General features: G+C 70.3%; 13 protein-coding genes. 8 read left to right on the top strand and 5 right to left on the bottom strand.

Going from position 1 to position 17,754, the window contains the following annotated elements:
• Positions 1 to 649 precede the first annotated feature (649 nt).
• The 3 genes from ACIRL2_RS21900 to ACIRL2_RS21910 all read left to right on the top strand — a co-directional run bounded on the left by ACIRL2_RS21900 (position 650) and on the right by ACIRL2_RS21910 (position 2,513).
• A complete protein-coding gene (locus ACIRL2_RS21900; protein WP_402234312.1) occupies positions 650 to 1,015 on the top strand; it encodes a phosphoribosyltransferase family protein in 366 nt (121 codons plus the stop codon).
• Positions 903 to 1,583 carry a ribosome hibernation-promoting factor, HPF/YfiA family gene (hpf, locus tag ACIRL2_RS21905; RefSeq protein WP_395863432.1) on the top strand — a complete coding sequence of 227 codons (681 nt, stop codon included), beginning with the start codon at positions 903 to 905 and terminating at the stop codon, positions 1,581 to 1,583. The genes ACIRL2_RS21900 and hpf overlap by 113 nt, the downstream gene beginning before the upstream one ends.
• Before the next feature lie 219 nt (positions 1,584 to 1,802).
• Entirely contained in the window at positions 1,803 to 2,513 is a 711-nt protein-coding gene (locus tag ACIRL2_RS21910) for a response regulator transcription factor (RefSeq protein WP_052174179.1), read from the top strand.
• A gap of 257 nt (positions 2,514 to 2,770) precedes the next feature.
• Here ACIRL2_RS21910 and ACIRL2_RS21915 read toward each other — a convergent pair whose 3' ends face one another.
• Positions 2,771 to 3,979 carry a winged helix-turn-helix domain-containing protein gene (locus ACIRL2_RS21915; RefSeq protein ID WP_402234094.1) on the bottom strand — a complete coding sequence of 403 codons (1,209 nt, stop codon included), beginning with the start codon at positions 3,977 to 3,979 and terminating at the stop codon, positions 2,771 to 2,773.
• A 28-nt stretch (positions 3,980 to 4,007) separates the two neighbouring features.
• Positions 4,008 to 4,538 carry a GNAT family N-acetyltransferase gene (locus ACIRL2_RS21920; protein ID WP_395863428.1) on the bottom strand — a complete coding sequence of 177 codons (531 nt, stop codon included), beginning with the start codon at positions 4,536 to 4,538 and terminating at the stop codon, positions 4,008 to 4,010.
• Between the two features lie 139 nt (positions 4,539 to 4,677).
• Between ACIRL2_RS21920 and secA the strand changes: the two genes are divergently transcribed.
• Complete coding sequence (secA, locus tag ACIRL2_RS21925; protein WP_395863427.1) at positions 4,678 to 7,446, top strand: preprotein translocase subunit SecA; 2,769 nt, start codon at positions 4,678 to 4,680, stop codon at positions 7,444 to 7,446.
• A gap of 159 nt (positions 7,447 to 7,605) precedes the next feature.
• Here the strand turns inward: secA and ACIRL2_RS21930 are convergent, their stop codons facing one another.
• Positions 7,606 to 8,199, bottom strand: a complete 594-nt coding sequence (locus ACIRL2_RS21930) for an Rv3235 family protein (protein ID WP_395863425.1) — start codon at positions 8,197 to 8,199, stop codon at positions 7,606 to 7,608.
• 275 nt (positions 8,200 to 8,474) lie between these two features.
• Between ACIRL2_RS21930 and ACIRL2_RS21935 the strand changes: the two genes are divergently transcribed.
• Genes ACIRL2_RS21935 through pruA form a run of 3 tightly spaced genes read left to right on the top strand, consistent with a single transcriptional unit; the run spans position 8,475 to position 11,307 of the window.
• On the top strand, positions 8,475 to 8,936 hold the full coding sequence (locus ACIRL2_RS21935) for a DUF6912 family protein (RefSeq protein ID WP_402234097.1): 462 nt from the start codon (positions 8,475 to 8,477) through the stop codon (positions 8,934 to 8,936).
• A gap of 26 nt (positions 8,937 to 8,962) precedes the next feature.
• A complete protein-coding gene (locus ACIRL2_RS21940) occupies positions 8,963 to 9,622 on the top strand; it encodes an HAD family hydrolase (RefSeq protein ID WP_395863421.1) in 660 nt (219 codons plus the stop codon).
• A gap of 56 nt (positions 9,623 to 9,678) precedes the next feature.
• Entirely contained in the window at positions 9,679 to 11,307 is a 1,629-nt protein-coding gene (gene pruA, locus ACIRL2_RS21945) for an L-glutamate gamma-semialdehyde dehydrogenase (RefSeq protein ID WP_395863419.1), read from the top strand.
• Between the two features lie 64 nt (positions 11,308 to 11,371).
• On the opposite strand, the gene ACIRL2_RS21950 is transcribed toward pruA, so the two are convergent.
• Positions 11,372 to 11,935 (bottom strand): DJ-1/PfpI family protein, encoded by a 564-nt coding sequence (locus tag ACIRL2_RS21950; protein ID WP_395863417.1) that lies wholly within the window; start codon positions 11,933 to 11,935, stop codon positions 11,372 to 11,374.
• Between the two features lie 360 nt (positions 11,936 to 12,295).
• On the opposite strand from ACIRL2_RS21950, the gene ACIRL2_RS21955 reads away from it, so the two are divergent.
• A complete protein-coding gene (locus ACIRL2_RS21955) occupies positions 12,296 to 17,179 on the top strand; it encodes an NAD-glutamate dehydrogenase (protein ID WP_395863415.1) in 4,884 nt (1,627 codons plus the stop codon).
• A 79-nt stretch (positions 17,180 to 17,258) separates the two neighbouring features.
• Here the strand turns inward: ACIRL2_RS21955 and ACIRL2_RS21960 are convergent, their stop codons facing one another.
• A complete protein-coding gene (locus ACIRL2_RS21960) occupies positions 17,259 to 17,684 on the bottom strand; it encodes a hypothetical protein (protein WP_395863413.1) in 426 nt (141 codons plus the stop codon).
• Positions 17,685 to 17,754 lie beyond the last annotated feature (70 nt).

Consider the following 17,754-nt stretch of genomic DNA (forward strand, 5'->3'; position numbering starts at 1 on the left):
GTACCGGTCGGCTGTGGGCGGGGCCGGTCGGGCCCGGGCGGGTTCGATCGTTCGCCACGGCGCGCCATGACCGGATCGGGTGGTCGCGCCCGCGACGGGTCCGTTTCCGGGCCGGACGTGCGAGCTTGGGGACATGGAACGGCGTCGGGTGTTCGCGACATGGGCCGACCTGGTGCTGCCCGTGCGCTGCGCGGGCTGCGCCGAGCCGGGCGCGCTGCTGTGCGCCGAGTGCCACGGGGTCTTCGCCCCGGAGCCCGCGCCCGCGCGGCCGACCCCCGCACCCGAGGGCCTGCCGCCGGTGCACGCGATCACCGGGTACGAGGGACCGGTGCGCTCGGTGCTCGCCGCGTACAAGGAACACGGCGCGCACAGCCTGGCCCGTCCGCTCGGCGACGCGCTCGCCCGGGCCGCGGCGGCCGGGCTGAGCGACCCGGTGGGGCCCTGTCTGCTGGTCCCGGTGCCCTCGACCCGGGCCGCGGTGCGCCGCCGGGGTCGGGACGCCATCGGCGAGCTGGCCCTGCGCGCGGCCGGCCGGCTGCGCGCGGGCGGGACCCGCACACGTGTGCTGCTGGCACTGCGACATACCCGTCGAGTACGGGACCAAGCCGGTCTTTCCGCACGTGAACGGGGGATGAACGTCCACCGATCAATGATCGTTTCGGACAGGTTGGCGCCCTTGTTTACGGGCATTAGTGTGGTGATCGTCGTCGATGATGTTTGCACCACCGGCGCAACTCTCGCGGAGGCGACCCGTGCGGTCCGAGCCGTGGGAGGGCGAGTCGAGGCGGCGGCCGTGCTGGCCGCGACCGCCCGGCGGCGCCGGCCGGAGCAGGGCCATCGGCGACCTGGTCGGTCGGTTGGGTGCCCACCCCTCCGGCATGGCGCAATGGATGGAGTTCTGCGTGGACATTGTCGTCAAGGGCCGCAAGACCGAGGTACCCGAGCGTTTTCGCAAGCACTGCGTCGAGAAGCTGGAGAAGATCCGGAAGCTCGACGACAAGGTGATCAGCGTTGACGTCGAGGTATCCAAGGAGCGGAACCCGCGGCTGGCGGAGCGTTCGGACCGGGTGGAGATCACGCTGAATACGCGTGGTCCCGTCATCCGGGGCGAAGCCGCCGCGTCCGACCCATACGCCGCACTCGACATGGCGTGCGCGAGGCTTGAAGCGCAGTTGCGCAAGGCCGCCGACCGGCGGCGCGTGCACCATGGTCACCGCTCCCCCGTATCGGTGGGCGCGGCCACTGCGGAGATCAATCACGCCGATCGGCTCAACGGGGCCGTGGTGGCGTCCGCGGAAGACATCGAGGCTGTGAAGAACGGCGAATTGAGGCCCCAGCCGCACATGGCGGGCCCGATCGAGGTAGACGGCGAAGGCCCCCTCGTGGTTCGCGAGAAGGTACACGCCGGGCGCCCGATGGCGCTCGACCAGGCGCTGTACGAGATGGAGTTGGTAGGCCACGACTTCTATCTGTTCATCGATTCGAGCACCAGGTGGCCGAGCGTGGTGTACCGCCGGCACGGCTACGACTACGGTGTGATCCACCTCAAGCCCGAGGACCGCGAGGACGGCGGACCGCAGTAGCAGCGGTCGGGCCGTTCAGGCGCGCCCTCGGTCGGTGATCCGGCGCCGAAACCCTTCGGGGTTTCGGCGCCGGTTGCGTCCTCGACCCTGGCGTTCCCTGGCGAAAGTTCCGCTTCGCAAGTACGTTCCGCACATAACACCCATCAGGGCCTGGCGTCGTGGCGATCACGTGGGATCATGTCCTGGACACGGATCGTGCCGACCCAGGGGGGAAACACGGTGGGTGAACAGTCTGTTCCGACCCGCGTGGACCACGGCTCAGCGGGCGAACCGATTCGCGTGCTGGTGGTCGACGACCACGATCTGTTTCGCCGGGGTCTGGACATCGTGCTCGCGCCCGAACCGGACATCACGGTGGTGGGCGAGGCCGGGGACGGCGCCGAGGCGCTGGAGGCCGCGCAGGATCTGCTGCCCGACATCATCCTGATGGACGTCCGGATGCCCAGGCGCGGCGGTATCGAGGCGTGCACGGCGATCAAGGAAGTCGCGCCCAGCACGCAGATCATCATGCTGACGATGAGCGAGGAAGAGGCCGACCTCTACGACGCGATCAAGGCCGGCGCGACCGGCTACCTGCTGAAGGAGATCTCGCACGGCGAGGTGGCCTCGGCGATCCGCGCGGTGGCCGACGGGCAGTCGCAGATCAGCCCGTCGATGGCGGTCAAGCTGCTGACCGAGTTCAAGTCGATGAGCAGGCGCGACGACGAACGACGCCTGGTGCCCGCGCCGCGGCTGACCGATCGTGAGATCGAGGTGCTGCGGCTGGTGGCCACCGGCCGCAACAACCGCGATATCGCCAAGCAGTTGTTCATCAGTGAGAACACGGTCAAGAACCACGTGCGCAACATCCTGGAGAAGCTCCAGTTGCACTCGCGGATGGAGGCCGTGGTCTACGCGATGCGGGAGAAGATTCTGGAGATCGGCGACTGAGGCTCGGGCGCACTCGGGCCATGCGGCTTCCGTGTTGGCCTCATGCGCCGGCCGGGCTGTTTGGCCTCATGCGCCGGCGGGGCTGGTTCGCCTCAAGCGCCGGCGGGGCTGTTTGGCCTCATGCGCCGGCGGGGCTGGTTCGCCTCAAGCGCCGGCGGGGCTGGTTCGCCTCAAGCGCCGGCCGGGCTACTTGGCCTCAAACGCCGGCCGGGCTGTGGGTGGCTCGGCCGGCGGATGGGATCGGCGTGGTCTTCGGGTCAGGTTGTGAGTAGGGCGTTCAGGGGGGCGCGGGTGGTTTCGTGGGTGAGGTGTTCGATGCGTATGTTTTCGCAGCCCACCCAGGTTGCGGCCTCGCGTAGGGCGTCGGCCATGGCCGTCAGGGCGCGCTCGGTGACTTTGGGGCCGGCTTCGAAGGACAGGCGTCGGGCCACCAGGGTGCGGCCCTCGCGGGCCGGGTCCACCCGGCCGATCAACCGCCCGCCGGCGAGCAGCGGCATCACGAAGTAGCCGTGGACGCGCTTGGCGGCCGGCACGTACGCCTCCAGGCGGTGCTCGAAGCCGCCGAACACCCGGGCCGTGCGCGGCCGGTCCCACACCAGCGCGTCGAACGGGGACAGCAGCGTGGTGCGATGGCGGCCGCGCGGTGCGGCGGCGAGCGCGGCCGGGTCGGCCCAGGTGCCCTCCTTGGCAGCCCGCTCGCCCCAGCCCGCGACGGTGACCGGGACCAGGCCGCTGTCCGGCAGCGCGGCGTCGACCTGGGCCCGGGTCAACCGGTACTGGTCCATCAGGTCGGCCCGGGTGGCCACGCCCAGTTGGCGGCCGGCCAGGGCGACCAGGCGGCGGACGCATTCGGCGTCGTCGGGCTCCTCGGCGAGCAGGGCCGCAGGGATCACCCGCTCCGGGAGGTCGTACACCCGCTTCCAGCCCTCGCGGCGCACGCAGACCACGTCGCCGAAGGCGAGCGCGCGCTCGGCGGCGACCTTCGTCTCGCTCCAGTCCCACCACTCGCCCCGGTTCTTGGCGCCGCCCAGGCCGGTCGCGGTGAGCGGACCCTCGGCGCGCAGTCGGTTCAGCACGTTCGCGTACGCCTCCGGGGTGACCTGGTGGCCCCACAGGTGACCGCGTTCGCGGTGGTGCCGGCGGCGGAAGGCGAAGTCCGGCCAGGTGGACATCGGCAGCACGCAGGCCGCGTGCGACCAGTACTCGAACGCGGTGTCGCCGCGCCAGTAGGCGGCCTCGACGGCCGGGCGGCCGACCGGGCCCAGGCGGGCGTACGGCACCAGTTCGTGCGAGCGGGCCAGCGTGGAGATGGTGTCGAGTTGGACCGCGCCGAGCGAGCGCAGCACGCCGGGTACGCCCGCGCGGCGGTCGGGGGCGCCCAGGAGGCTCTGCGCGGCCAGCACGATTCGGCGGGCCTCGTCGGCGGTCAGCTCGGTGCCCGGCAAGAAGGTCGGCTGTGTGGTCATGACCGCCACCTTAGAACGTGTGTTCGCATCAGGTGTCCGTGGCGAGCCGGGCGTGCAGATGTACGTCGGTGAAGGGCTCGGCGGCGCCGATGACGCAGTCCCGGAGAACTCCTTCGAGTGCATATCCGGCCGCGCTCGCGACCGCGCACGAGGCGGTGTTGGTGACCGCGTGCCGCAGTTCCACCCGGTGCACGTCCAGCGCGCCGAACGCCCACCGGGTCACCGCGCCCACCCCGTGCCGGGCCACGCCCAGGCCCCGCGCGCCCTTCAGCGTCCAGTAGCCGATCTCGCCCGTGCGCCACCGCGGGACGAGGTTCTTGAGCGCCACGTGGCCGTGGACCTCGCCGGTCACCGCGTCCATCACCGCGAACGAGGGGCTGTCGCCCTCGTCCCAGCGCTCCCGGCGGGCGGCCAGCCACGCGCGCGGGTCACCGTCCGTCGGCACCGACATCCAGCGGGTGATCTCGGGATCGGCCAGCGCCTCGCGGACCACCTCGACGTCGTGTTCGTTCCAGGGCCGGAGCTGAAAGCGCCCCGCCGCGATCTCCACAGGTTCCATGCCGGTTACTGTGCCGGCCCGCGAGGCTCGATCCCGGCTTGCCTCCTCGCATACGATGGCCGTATCGGCGGGACGGGCCCCGCCGTGCCGTCACGTCCGAAAGGCGGGCGGGCGCCGTCGGGCAAGGAGCTCATCCAGCGTGTCTATCTTCGACAAGGTCCTGCGCGCCGGCGAGGGCAAAATCCTGCGCAAGCTCAACCGCATCGCAGATCAGATCGAGTCGATCGAAGATGACTTCAAGGACCTCTCCGATGCCGAGCTTCGGGCACTGACGGACGAGTACAAGCAGCGCTACGCCGACGGGGAGACCCTCGACGACCTGCTTCCGGAAGCCTTCGCCACCGTTCGCGAGGCCGCGCGCCGCACGCTGGGCCAGCGGCACTACAAGGTGCAGCTCATGGGCGGTGCCGCGCTGCACCTGGGCAACATCGCCGAGATGCGCACCGGTGAGGGCAAGACCCTCGTCTCCACGCTGCCCGCCTATCTGAACGCGATCGCCGGCGAGGGCGTGCACGTGGTCACGGTCAACGACTACCTCGCCGAGCGCGACTCGGAGTGGATGGGACGCGTCCACCGCTTCCTGGGCCTGAGCGTCGGCTGCATCCTGGCCAATATGCCGCCGCACGAGCGTCGCAAGGCGTACGGGTACGACATCACCTACGGCACCAACAACGAGTTCGGCTTCGACTACCTGCGCGACAACATGGCGTGGTCGGCCGACGAACTGGTGCAGCGCGGCCACTTCTTCGCCGTGGTCGACGAGGTCGACTCGATCCTGGTCGACGAGGCCCGCACGCCGCTGATCATCTCCGGCCCGGCCGACCAGGCCACGAAGTGGTACGCCGACTTCGCCAAGATGGTCAAGCGGCTCAGGCGCGGCGAGGCGGCCAACCCGCTCAAGGGCATCGAGGAGACCGGCGACTACGACGTCGACGAGAAGAAGCGCACCGTCGCGATCCACGAGTCCGGCGTCGCCCGGGTCGAGGACTACCTCGGCATCGACAACCTCTACGAGGCGGTCAACACCCCGCTGGTCGGCTACCTGAACAACGCCATCAAGGCCAAGGAGCTGTACAAGCGGGACAAGGAGTACGTGGTCGTGGACGGCGAGGTGCTCATCGTCGACGAGCACACCGGCCGCATCCTCGCCGGGCGCCGCTACAACGAGGGCATGCACCAGGCGATCGAGGCCAAGGAGGGGGTGGACATCAAGGACGAGAACCAGACCCTGGCCACCGTCACCCTCCAGAACTTCTTCCGCCTGTACAAGAAGCTCGGCGGCATGACCGGTACCGCGATGACCGAGGCCGCCGAGTTCCACCAGATCTACAAGCTCGGCGTGGTGCCCATCCCCACCCACCGTTCGGTGCAGCGCGTGGACCAGTCCGACCTCGTGTACAAGACCGAGGAGGCCAAGTTCGACGCGGTGGTCGAGGACATCACCAAGAAGCACGAGAAGGGCCAGCCGGTTCTGGTCGGCACCACGAGCGTGGAGAAGTCCGAGTACCTCTCCGCGCAACTCCGCAAGCGCGGCGTGCCGCACGAGGTGCTCAACGCCAAGCACCACGAGCGCGAGGCGCAGATCGTCGCGCAGGCCGGCCGCAAGGGCGCGGTCACGGTGGCCACCAACATGGCCGGCCGAGGCACCGACATCATGCTCGGCGGCAACCCGGACCACCTCGCCGCGGCCGAGCTCGCCCAGCGCGGGCTCACCCCGACCGAGACGCCGGAGGAGTACGAGAGCGCCTGGCCGGACGCGCTGGAGAAGGCCAAGAAGGCGGTCAAGGCCGAGCACGAGGAGGTCTCCGACCTCGGCGGCCTGTACGTGCTGGGCACCGAGCGGCACGAGTCCCGCCGGATCGACAACCAGCTTCGCGGCCGCTCCGGCCGCCAGGGCGACCCCGGCGAGTCGCGCTTCTACCTCTCGCTCGGTGACGACCTGATGCGCCTGTTCAAGGCCAACATCGTCGAGCGCGTGCTGACCCTGGCCAACGTGCCCGAGGACCAGCCGATCGAGTCGAAGATGGTCTCCAACGCGATCAAGTCCGCGCAGACCCAGGTCGAGCAGCAGAACTTCGAGATCCGCAAGAACGTCCTCAAGTACGACGAGGTGCTGAACCGCCAGCGCGAGGTGATCTACGGCGAGCGCCGTCGGGTGCTCGCGGGCGAGAACCTGCAGGAGCAGATCGGCCACTTCATCGACGACACCGTCGAGGCGTACGTGCACGGGGCCACCGAGGGCTTCGCGGAGGAGTGGGACCTCGAGAAGTTGTGGGCCAACCTCAAGCGGCTGTACCCGGTCAGCGTCACGATCGAGGAGGTCGAGGAGGAGTTCGGCGACCGCTCCGACCTGGACACCGAGCAGCTCGTGGAACTGCTGCGGGCGGACGCCCAGGCCGCGTACGCGCTGCGCGAGGAGAAGCTCGGCGAAGAGGTCATGCGCGAGCTGGAGCGCCGGGTGATCCTGTCGGTGCTGGACCGCCGCTGGCGTGAGCACCTCTACGAGATGGACTACCTGCAGGAGGGCATCGGCCTGCGGGCGATGGCGCAGCGCGACCCGCTGGTGGAGTACCAGCGCGAGGGCTTCGACATGTTCAACGCCATGATGGAGGGCATCAAGGAGGAGTCGGTCGGCTACCTCTTCAACGTCGAGGTCGAGATCGAGCAGGTGCCCGAGGCGCCGAGCATCTCGATCGACAAGGCCGCGCCGCTGCCGGAGATCCACGCGAAGGGCCTGGACGCGCCCCAGCGGCCGGCGCACCTGCAGTACAGCGCGCCGACGATCGACGGCGAGGGTGGTGTGATCACCTCCGAGGAGACCTTCGACGAGGACGACGTCGAGGTCGACGAGGGTGCGACTCGGGCCGAGCGCAGGCGCGCGCAGCGCGCGAAGCGCAAGAAGAAGTAGACCCGGCTCGACTCGGCCGGCCTGCGGCCGGCCTGTCCTCGAACGCCGGACGGGCTGGATGGCCGACGTGCAGCCTGGTGGCCGACGGCTTGTCCGAAGTGATGGATCGACCCGAGGGTCCGGACCGCGACTGTGGTCCGGACCCTCGGGTCTTCCGCGTCACGTGCGGCCGTCGTGTTCCAGCGCGGTGCACAACCACGTGTCGGTGGGTCGGCGGGTGGGGGCGTCGCGTTCGAGACGGAAGGCGAGGGTCAGGACCCAGGAGGCCGCGCGCAGCCGGGCGTAGCCCTCGGCGACGCCGTCGGCGGGGGCCCGGCCGCCGCACGATTCCACGCTCAGCCGGCCGACCCGGCGGGCGGCGAGTCGGCGGACCAGGTGGTGTGTGGTGGCGTAGACGGCGGCGGAGGCGTACGGCCGCAACTGGGTGACCGCGCGCAGGCCGGAGCCGATCTCGGCGAGCGCGTGTGCCAGCCGTCGTGCGCGCAGCCTGGCCTCGGCCGGGTCGGGCTCGTCCAGGGCGCGGATCAGCCGCAGTGCCGGGCGTGGTGCGGGTGGCGGGTCGAAGGCCGGATCGGGCGCGAGCGCGAGCGAGCCGTGCACGAGCGCGGCCCGGTGCGCGGGCGGGCGAAGCGGGAGGATGCCGCGATCGGCTCGCCCGGCCGGGGCCGGATCGAAGGGGCTCTCGCCGGCGGGTGCCCGCACCACGTACAGGTGCGGTGGCGTCGTGGTGCGGACGGTGTTCGTGTGGACCATGGGTCCTCCCCGTGAAGCTGTGCGAAGACGTGCGAAAGGCGTGCGAGGACGCGAGCGTCGGGTGTGGCCGCGCACCCGTTCCGCTCGTTCCCCCGACCGGGACGTGTGCAGGCACTTCCTAGCCGGCTCGCGGCGCCTGGTCAACCATTCGTCTGGCCGGTCCGGGATTACGCTGACGCGCGTCGACTCACGCAATGTGGCGGTAGGTCGACCGTCGCCCCGGCGTTCGGCGAACTCGAACGGATGCCGGGATTTCACTCGATTGGAGTCGCCCGATGCGTGTGTTCATCCCCACCACGCCCGCAGGTCTGGCCTCGGTGCACGCCGAGGGCGCGATCGTGTCGGCACCGCTGCCCGCGTACGCGGTCACCGACGCGTTTCGCGCCTGGTACGAGAGCGAGGACGAGGAGGAGTTGGAGTACGGCGCGCTGACCCGGGCCGCCGAGACCTCGCTGCGGCTGCTCGCGGGCGAACCGGGCGGCACGCGTCGGATCGTGCTGGCGGCGGACGTACCGGACCACCTGGTGAGCGTGCGCGCGCAGGACGGGCCGGGAGCGGTGCTGGTGGACGCGACGGTGCCGCGCAAGCGGATCGCGGCGGTGCACATGGACACCGCCGAGGCCGAGGAGGCGATCGCCGCGGCGCTGGCCGGCGGGCTCACCGACGATCTGATCGAGGCGACCGAGGAGCACGAGCTGTTGTGGTTCGCGACACAGGAGCTTGCCGATCTGCTGTGAGCGTGCCCACGGCACAATGAAGGTCCATGAAGAGTCGACCTCCGCACCTGGTCTGGGACTGGAACAGCACGCTGTTCCACGACATGGACGCGATCATCGCGGCCACCAACGCCTCGTTCGCGCTGCTGGGGCTGCCGCCGATGACCCTCGAGCGTTATCGCGAGCTCTACTGCGTGCCCGTGCCGAAGTTCTACGAGAAGGTCACCGGCCGGGTTCCCGATGCCGCCGAGTGGGTGTTGCTCGACGACGCCTTCCAGCAGGTCTACGCCACACACAGCGCGCTGTGCGAGCTTGCCGGCGGCGCGGACGAACTGCTGCGCAGGTGGCAGCACGAGGGCGGCACCCAGTCGTTGTTGTCGCTGACCGAGCACGAGTCGCTGATGCCGTTCGTGCGCCGGTTCGGGATCGAGGAGCGGTTCGTCCGGGTGGACGGGCGGGTGGGTCCGCCCGGCGGCGGCAAGGCCGAGCACCTGGTCCGGCACCTGGCCGCGCTGGGCCGGGAGCCGGATGAGGTGGTGCTGATCGGCGACGCCGCCGACGACGCGGCGGCGGCGCTGCACGTGGGCGCGCGGGCGGTGTTGTACACGGGCGGATCGCACGCGCGGGCCAGTTTGGAGGGGGTCGGCGTGCCGGTGGTGGACTCGCTCGCGGACGCGGTGGCGCTCGCGCGTACGTATCCGGGCTGACCCTCGCGTCGGTGCCCCGGCGCATCGATTGTCGAATTCGCGGGCACTGCGCATCCATGGATGCTGTGACCCGGGTGCCCCGGCCGAGCAATGAACCCGTCCACGGCTACGCGCCGGGCTCTCCCGAGCGGGAGCGCCTGACGGCGCGGCTGGCCGAGTTGTCCGACGCGCCGGTGGACCTGCCGCACGCGATCGGTGGCGAGCACCGGATGGGTGCGGGCAAGCGTGTGCAGATCGTGCAGCCGCACCGGCGGGCGGGCGAGTTGGGCACGCTGGCCAACGCGACGCACGAGGACGCGCGGGCCGCGCTGATCGCCGCGAAGGAGGCCGCGCCCGACTGGCGCGCGATGGACTTCGACGACCGCGCGGCGATCCTGCTCAAGGCGGCCGACCTGCTGGCCGGGCCGTGGCGCGAGACGATCGCCGCCGCGACCATGCTCGGTCAGGGCAAGACGGTGCAGCAGGCGGAGATCGACGCGCCGTGCGAACTGGTCGACTTCTGGCGGTTCAACGTGCACTTCGCCCGGCGGATCCTGGCCGAGCAGCCGATCGACTCGCCGGGGGTGTGGAACCGGCTGGACCACCGGCCGCTGGAGGGCTTCGTGTACGCGGTCACGCCGTTCAACTTCACCGCGATCGCGGGCAACCTGCCCACCGCGCCGGCGCTGATGGGCAATGTGGTGGTGTGGAAGCCCGCGCCCACCCAGGCATTGGCCGCGCACCATCTGATCCGGCTCCTGGAGGCGGCGGGGCTGCCGCCGGGGGTGATCAACCTGCTGCACGGCGACGGTGTCGCGGTCTCCGACGTCGCGCTGGCCGACCCGGACTTCGCGGGGCTGCACTTCACCGGGTCAAGCGCGACGTTCAAGCACCTGTGGCGCACCATCGGCGCGAACATCGACACCTACCGCGGCTATCCGCGGATCGTCGGCGAGACCGGCGGCAAGGACTTCGTGGTCGCGCATCCCAGCGCCGATCACGACGTGCTGCGCACGGCGCTGGTGCGCGGCGCGTTCGAGTACCAGGGGCAGAAGTGTTCGGCCGCCTCGCGCGCCTACATCCCGCGCTCGATCTGGGAGAGCGAGTTCCGGGACGCGTTCCTGGCCGAGGTGGACGGCCTGTCCATGGGCGACGTCACGGACCTGCGGCACTTCATGGGCGCGGTGATCGACGAGCGCGCGTTCGCCAAGCTCAAGGCGGCGATCGATCGCGCGCACGCCGGCGACGGCCTGCTGGTGCTGGCGGGCGGCACCTACGACGACTCGGTCGGCTGGTTCGTCCGGCCCACCGTGGTCCTGGCCGAGGATCCGTGGGACGAGGTGTTCACCACCGAGTACTTCGGGCCGCTGCTGGGCGTGCACGTGTACGAGGACGGCGACTGGGACGCGATGTTGCGGCAGATGGAGTCGGCCGCGCCGTACGCGCTCACCGGTTCGGTGATCGCGCGCGATCGGCGGGCGCTGGCGCAGACCGCGGGCTTCCTGCGCTTCGCGGCGGGCAACTTCTACCTCAACGACAAGCCCACCGGCGCGGTGGTGGGCCAACAGCCGTTCGGCGGCGCGCGGGCGTCGGGGACCAACGACAAGGCGGGCGCGATGCAGAACCTGATGCGCTGGACCAGCACCCGCACGATCAAGGAGACGTTCGACCCGCCGACCGCGTACCACTATCCGCACATGGGCTGACCGGCGCGGAGCCGACCGCCGCGCGGCCGACCACCGAGGGCCGGCCGCCGCGGGTGCCGACCGCTCAGGCCGGCGCCTTGGCCCGCAGCACCTGGACGAACTCGCGCATCCAGGCCGGGTGGTCGACCCAGGTGCGGGCGGAGACCAGGGTGCCGTCGACGACCGCCTCGCCGTCCACCCACGTGCCGCCGGCGGCTCTGATGTCCGGCGCGATCGCCGGGTAGGCAGCGGTGCGCCGCCCGGCCAGCATCCCCGTGGCGGCCGCGATCAGCGGGCCGTGACAGATCTGCGCGATCGGCTTGTCCGCCTCGAAGAAGTGCCGCACCAGGCGCAGGACGACCGGGTTGTTGCGCAGGTATTCCGGAGCCCGCCCGCCCGGCAGCACCAGGGCCACGTAGTTCTCCGGCCGAACCTCCACGAACGCGAAGTCGGCCGGCCACGTGTAGCCGGGCTTCTCGGTGAAGGTGTCGAAGCCTTCGACGAAGTCGTGTACGACGAAGGCGAGCTTCTTGCGCGAGGGGCCGGCGACGTGCACGTCGTAGCCCTCCTCGCGCAGGCGCTGGTACGGATACAGGACCTCCAGCGACTCCGCCGCGTCGCCGGCGATCAGCAGCACCTTCTTGGCCATGACGATCGTCTCCCCACCGAGTCCGTCCCGCCCGTGCGTTGCGTCGTTCGTCCCGCGTCCACGGTGCCCCGAGCGCCGCCTTCGAGGCAATGGGTACGAGGTGTCCGGACCGAGCCGGAAATTCCTTACAGGGTGATCCGAGATCCCCTCTCGGCGGCCGGGAGGCACGCGAGTAGCCTGACGATGCGGCGACGCCGCGTGGGCCGCGAGCCGGGACGACGGAGTCCCGGAACCACCGTGAGCCCGCGCACGTCGCCTGAAACAGGTACTCGCGACAAAGCGGGTACCGGCAGTACACAGCCGGGCACGCCCGGGGACGGCAATGGTCACGCAACGGCGCGCGACAGGAGCGGCAGCATCATGCAGAGCAAGCTGGACGAGGCGAAGGCGGAGCTTCTCGCCCGAGCGGCGGAAGCGGCACGAGCGGCATCGTCACAGCACGGAGGCGGCGGGCCCGAGGGCCCGAACCGGGTGGACCTCGATGTCCTCCTGTCCCGCTATTACCGGCACACCGCACCCGACGACCTGATCGATCGCGATCCGGTGGACGTGTACGGTGCGGCGATCTCGCACTGTCGACTCGCGGCGGAGCGCCCTCAGGGCACCGCGCGGGTCCGGGCGTACACGCCCACGGTGGAGGAGAACGGTTGGGCCTCCGGCCACACCGTGGTCGAGATCGTCACCGACGACATGCCCTTCCTGGTGGACTCGGTCACCAACGAGCTCTCCCGCCAGGAACGCAGCATTCACGTGGTGATCCACCCCCAGCTCATCGTCCGGCGCACCATCGCCGGCGAGCTGCTGGAGATCGTGGACACCACCGACGCACACGGGGTGCCCGAGGACGCGATCGTCGAGTCCTGGATGCACATCGAGATCGACCGGGAGAGCGACCGTGAGGACCTGCGCTCGGTCGAGACCGGGTTGCAGCGGATCATCAGCGACGTGCGCGAGGTGGTCGAGGACTGGACCAAGATGCGCGACACGTCGCTGCGGCTTGCCGACGAACTCGCCAACGACCCGCCGGCCTCGCTGCCGGAGGAGGAGATCGGCGAGGCGTGGGAGCTGCTGCGCTGGCTCTCCGAGGACCACTTCACCTTCCTCGGCTACCGCGAGTACGACCTGGTGTGCGAGAACGACGAGGACGTGCTGCGCGCGGTGCCCGGCACCGGCCTGGGCATCCTGCGTGCCGACCAGGACCTGTCCGCGTCCTTCAGTCGGCTCTCCACCCGGGCTCGCGCGAAGGCCCGGGAGAAACAGCTGCTGATCCTGACCAAGGCCAACTCGCGGGCGACCGTGCACCGTTCGGCCTACCTCGACTACATCGGTGTGAAGAAGTTCGACGCGGCCGGCAACGTGGTCGGCGAGCGTCGTTTCCTGGGACTGTTCAGCTCGGCCGCGTACACCGACAGCGTCCAGCGCATCCCGGTGGTGCGCCGCAAGGTGCACGCGGTGCTGGAGAAGGCGGGCTTCCCGCCGGTCAGCCACGACGGCCGGGACCTGTTGCAGATCCTGGAGACCTACCCGCGCGACGACCTGTTCCAGATCGCCGTGGACGAGCTGCACGACATCGTGATCAACGTGCTCTACCTCCAGGAGCGACGCCGGCTGCGGCTGTTCCTGCGCAAGGACGAGTACGGCCGGTTCTACTCGGCCCTGGTCTACCTGCCGCGCGACCGGTACACCACCGAGGTCCGGCTCAAGATGCAGGACATCCTGCTCGCCGAGCTGGCCGGTTCGGTGGTCGACTACACCGCGCGCAACACCGAATCCGTGCTCGCACGCCTGCACTTCACCGTGCGCGTGCCCACCGGCGCCGAACTCGGCGACCCGGACGTGGACTACATCGAACGACTGCTGTCCGAGGCCACCCGCTCGTGGATCGACGACTTCGGCGAGGCCCTCGTCGCCGAATGCGGCGAGGAGAGCGCGGCCGAACTGTCCCGCCGCTACGCACACGCGTTCGGCGAGGGCTACAAGTCCGACTTCCCGCCCCGGACCGCGGTCGCCGACCTCAAGCGGGTCGAGGAGTTGACCCCCGAGGCGGACTTCAAGCTGCACCTGTACGAGCCGATAGGAGCACTGCCCGGCGAGCGGCGCTTCAAGATCTACCGCACCGGTCGGCACGTGTCACTGTCCGAGGTGTTGCCGATCCTGCAGCGGATGGGCTTGGAGGTCGTCGACGAGCGGCCCTACGAGCTGCGCCGCGCCGATGGGACCGTGGCGTGGGTGTACGACTTCGGTCTGCGCTACGACGCCGCGGCGATGTACGGGCAGCCCGAGGACGTCAAGGAGTTGTTCCAGGACGCGTTCTCGGCGACCTGGACCGCGCGTGCGGAGAACGACGGGTTCAACGCGCTGGTCTTCCGGGCCGGGCTCACCTGGCGCCAGGCGATGGTGCTGCGCGCCTACGCCAAGTACCAGCGGCAGGCCGGGACCACGTTCGGGCAGGAGTACATCGAGGACGTCCTCGTCTCCAACCCGCACACCACGCGGCTGCTGGTGAACCTGTTCGAGGCCCGCTTCTCGCCGGGCCACCAGCAGGCCGGCACCGAGCTGGTGGACGGCATCGTCGAGGCCATCGAAGGTGCCCTGGACCAGGTGGCCAGCCTGGACGAGGACCGCATCCTGCGCTCGTTCCTGGCGATGATCAAGGCGACCCTGCGGACCAACTTCTTCCAGCACCGCGAGGACGGCGAGGCGCACGACTACCTCTCGCTCAAGTTCGACCCGCAGGAGATCCCCGACCTGCCCGCGCCGCGGCCCAGGTTCGAGATCTTCGTCTACTCGCCCCGGGTCGAGGGCGTGCACCTGCGCTTCGGCGCGGTCGCGCGCGGCGGGCTGCGCTGGTCGGACCGGCGCGAGGATTTCCGCACCGAGATCCTGGGCCTGGTCAAGGCGCAGATGGTCAAGAACACCGTGATCGTGCCGGTCGGCGCGAAGGGCGGATTCTTCTGCAAGCAACTGCCGGACCCCGCGGACCGCGAGGCCTGGCTGGCCGAGGGCATCGCCTGCTACCGCACCTTCATCGGCGCGCTGCTGGACATCACGGACAACCTCGTCGACGGCGAGGTCGTGCCGCCGGCGGACGTGGTGCGGCACGACACGGACGACACCTACTTGGTGGTGGCCGCGGACAAGGGCACCGCGACGTTCTCCGACATCGCCAACGAGGTCGCGCAGGCGTACGGCTTCTGGCTGGGCGACGCGTTCGCCTCCGGCGGCTCGGCGGGCTACGACCACAAGGGCATGGGCATCACCGCGCGCGGCGCGTGGGAGTCGGTCAAGCGGCACTTCCGCGAACTGGGTCACGACACCCAGACCGAGGACTTCACCGTGGTCGGCATCGGCGACATGTCCGGTGACGTGTTCGGCAACGGCATGCTGCTGTCCGAGCACATCCGGCTGCTGGCCGCCTTCGACCACCGGCACATCTTCCTGGACCCGAACCCGGACGCGGCGGTCTCCTTCGCCGAGCGGCGCCGGTTGTTCGACCTGCCGCGCAGCTCGTGGGCGGACTACGACAAGGAGCTGATCTCGGCCGGCGGCGGGGTGTACCCGCGCACCGCCAAGTCGGTGCCGATCAACGCGCAGGTGCGGCAGGCACTGGGGCTGCCGGACGCGGTGATCCGACTCACTCCGGCCGATTTGATGAAGGCGATCCTGCAGGCTCCCGCTGACCTGTTCTGGAACGGCGGGATCGGCACCTACATCAAGTCGAGCGGCGAGTCGCACGCCGACGTCGGCGACAAGGCCAACGACGCGATCCGGGTCAACGGCGCCGACCTGCGGGTCAAGGTCGTCGGCGAGGGCGGCAACCTGGGTTGCACGCAGCTCGGTCGGGTCGAGTTCGCGCTCGCGGGCGGCCGGATCAACACCGACGCGATCGACAACTCGGCGGGCGTGGACACCTCGGACCACGAGGTGAACATCAAGATCCTGCTCAACCAGGTCACCGCCGCCGGCGACATGACCCTCAAGCAGCGCAACGAGCTGCTCGCGGCCATGACGGACGAGGTCGGGCACCTGGTGCTGGCCGCCAACTACGGCCAGAACTGCGCGCTGGAGAACGCGGTCGCCCAGGCCACCAGCCTGCTGCACGTGCACATGCGGTACATGCGCCGGCTGGTGCGCGACGGGCACCTCAACCGGGAGATCGAGTTCCTGCCGACCGACCGGCAGTTGCGCGAGCGGCAGCAGAACGGGCAGGCGATGACCCAGCCCGAGCTGGCCGTGCTGCTCGCGTACACCAAGATCGTGATGGCCCAGGACCTGATCGCCTCGGACCTGCCGGACGACCCGTTCCTGGCCCGGGAGTTGTACCGCTACTTCCCCAGCGCGCTGCGGGCGCGGTTCGCCGAGCAGATGGACCGACACCCGCTGCGTCGGGACATCATCACCACGGTCGTGGTGAACGAGGTGGTCAACCTCGGCGGCCTCTCGTTCATGTTCCGCATGCGCGAGGAGACCGGCGCGTCGGCGGAGGAGGTGGCCCGGGCGCACATCACCGCGCGGGAGATCTTCGGCGCGGACCGGGTCATGGGTGCGATCGCGGCGCTGGACAACAAGGTCCCGGCCGAGATGCAGACCAAGCTGCGGCTGCACAGCCGGCGGCTGATCGAGCGCGCGACCCGCTGGTTCCTGGGCAGTCGGCGCGAGATCGACATCGCCGCGCAGGTGGAGTTCTTCCGCGACGGTGTGGCCGAGGTGGTCGCACACCTGCCCAAGGTGCTGCGCGGCTCGGACCTGGCCTGGATGGACGGGCTGTACGAGGAGTTCACCGAGGCGGGCGTGCCCACCGAACTGGCCACCGCGGTGGCCGGGATGTCCTCGGCGTACGCCGCCCTGGACATCGTCGAGGTGGCGCACGAGTCCGAGCGCGCGGTGCTCGACGTCGCGCAGGTGTACTTCGACATCGCCGACCGGCTGCCGATCGCGCACCTGCTCGACCGGATCATCGAACTGCCGCGCAGCGACCGGTGGAAGTCGATGGCACGGGCCTCGCTGCGCGAGGACCTGTACGCGGCGCAGGCCGGGCTCACCGCGGAGGTGCTCGCCTCCGGCGAACCGGAGGACACCCCGGAGCTGCGGTTCAAGGCGTGGGAGCACCGGAACGCGGCCGTGCTCACCCGCGCCCGGTCCACGCTGGACGAGTTGCAGGAAGCGGAGAACTACGACCTCGCGACGCTCTCGGTCGCGATGCGGACGATCCGTACGCTGCTGCGGACCGGCAGCAAGAGCTGATCGGTGCGAGAAGGCCGCCGGCCCGGAACCCACGCGGGTTCCGGGCCGGCGGCCTGTGCGGTTCGCTTGCGTCGACCCGCTACGGTTCGAGCATCAACAGCTCGTGGTGACTGCGCTCGCGCACCGCCCACCAGCACGGCAGGTAGATCATCGCGGGCAGGCCGGCCACCAGGACCGTCCACGGCGGAGTGGTCATCAGCGTGGCCACCAGCGCCACGAACACGTGGATCAGGCCCACCGCGGCCGCGCGCCCCAGCGCCCCGGTGCCGCGCCGCATCGCGTCGCGCACGCCGGCCACGCCCATGCCGCTCACCACCGCGATGCCCGCGCACAACACCGACGCGATCAGCAGCAGATCACCGAGGCCCTCCAGGCTCTTGCGGTCGTCGCGCACGGCGAACGACATGACCGCCAACGTGATGGCGGTCGCGCTCATCAGCACGGTTTCGACGACCAGCGCGATCAGCAGGGTCCGTAGAAAACCGGTTCGGCGATTTCCCCTCATTGTTCCCCCGAAATGACGTATGTCCCCCGTTTGGTGCACCCCCGAGCCGGTTTCGAAGCGGCGGGGAGCA

This window comes from Embleya sp. NPDC127516, from assembly GCF_044765325.1.
In the GTDB taxonomy this organism is placed as follows: Bacteria; Actinomycetota; Actinomycetes; order Streptomycetales; family Streptomycetaceae; genus Embleya.

Excerpts from the sequence above, each read along its gene's own strand:
- ACIRL2_RS21935 (WP_402234097.1), top strand. The coding sequence starts at position 8,475 with ATGCGTGTGTTCATCCCCACCACGCCCGCAGGTCTGGCCTCGGTGCAC.
- ACIRL2_RS21940 (WP_395863421.1), top strand. The coding sequence starts at position 8,963 with ATGAAGAGTCGACCTCCGCACCTGGTCTGGGACTGGAACAGCACGCTG.
- ACIRL2_RS21915 (WP_402234094.1), bottom strand. The coding sequence starts at position 3,979 with ATGACCACACAGCCGACCTTCTTGCCGGGCACCGAGCTGACCGCCGAC.
- ACIRL2_RS21920 (WP_395863428.1), bottom strand. The coding sequence starts at position 4,538 with ATGGAACCTGTGGAGATCGCGGCGGGGCGCTTTCAGCTCCGGCCCTGG.
- ACIRL2_RS21930 (WP_395863425.1), bottom strand. The coding sequence starts at position 8,199 with ATGGTCCACACGAACACCGTCCGCACCACGACGCCACCGCACCTGTAC.
- ACIRL2_RS21960 (WP_395863413.1), bottom strand. The coding sequence starts at position 17,684 with ATGAGGGGAAATCGCCGAACCGGTTTTCTACGGACCCTGCTGATCGCG.
- pruA (WP_395863419.1), top strand. The coding sequence starts at position 9,679 with ATGGATGCTGTGACCCGGGTGCCCCGGCCGAGCAATGAACCCGTCCAC.
- ACIRL2_RS21900 (WP_402234312.1), top strand. The coding sequence starts at position 650 with ATGATCGTTTCGGACAGGTTGGCGCCCTTGTTTACGGGCATTAGTGTG.
- ACIRL2_RS21955 (WP_395863415.1), top strand. The coding sequence starts at position 12,296 with ATGCAGAGCAAGCTGGACGAGGCGAAGGCGGAGCTTCTCGCCCGAGCG.
- ACIRL2_RS21950 (WP_395863417.1), bottom strand. The coding sequence starts at position 11,935 with ATGGCCAAGAAGGTGCTGCTGATCGCCGGCGACGCGGCGGAGTCGCTG.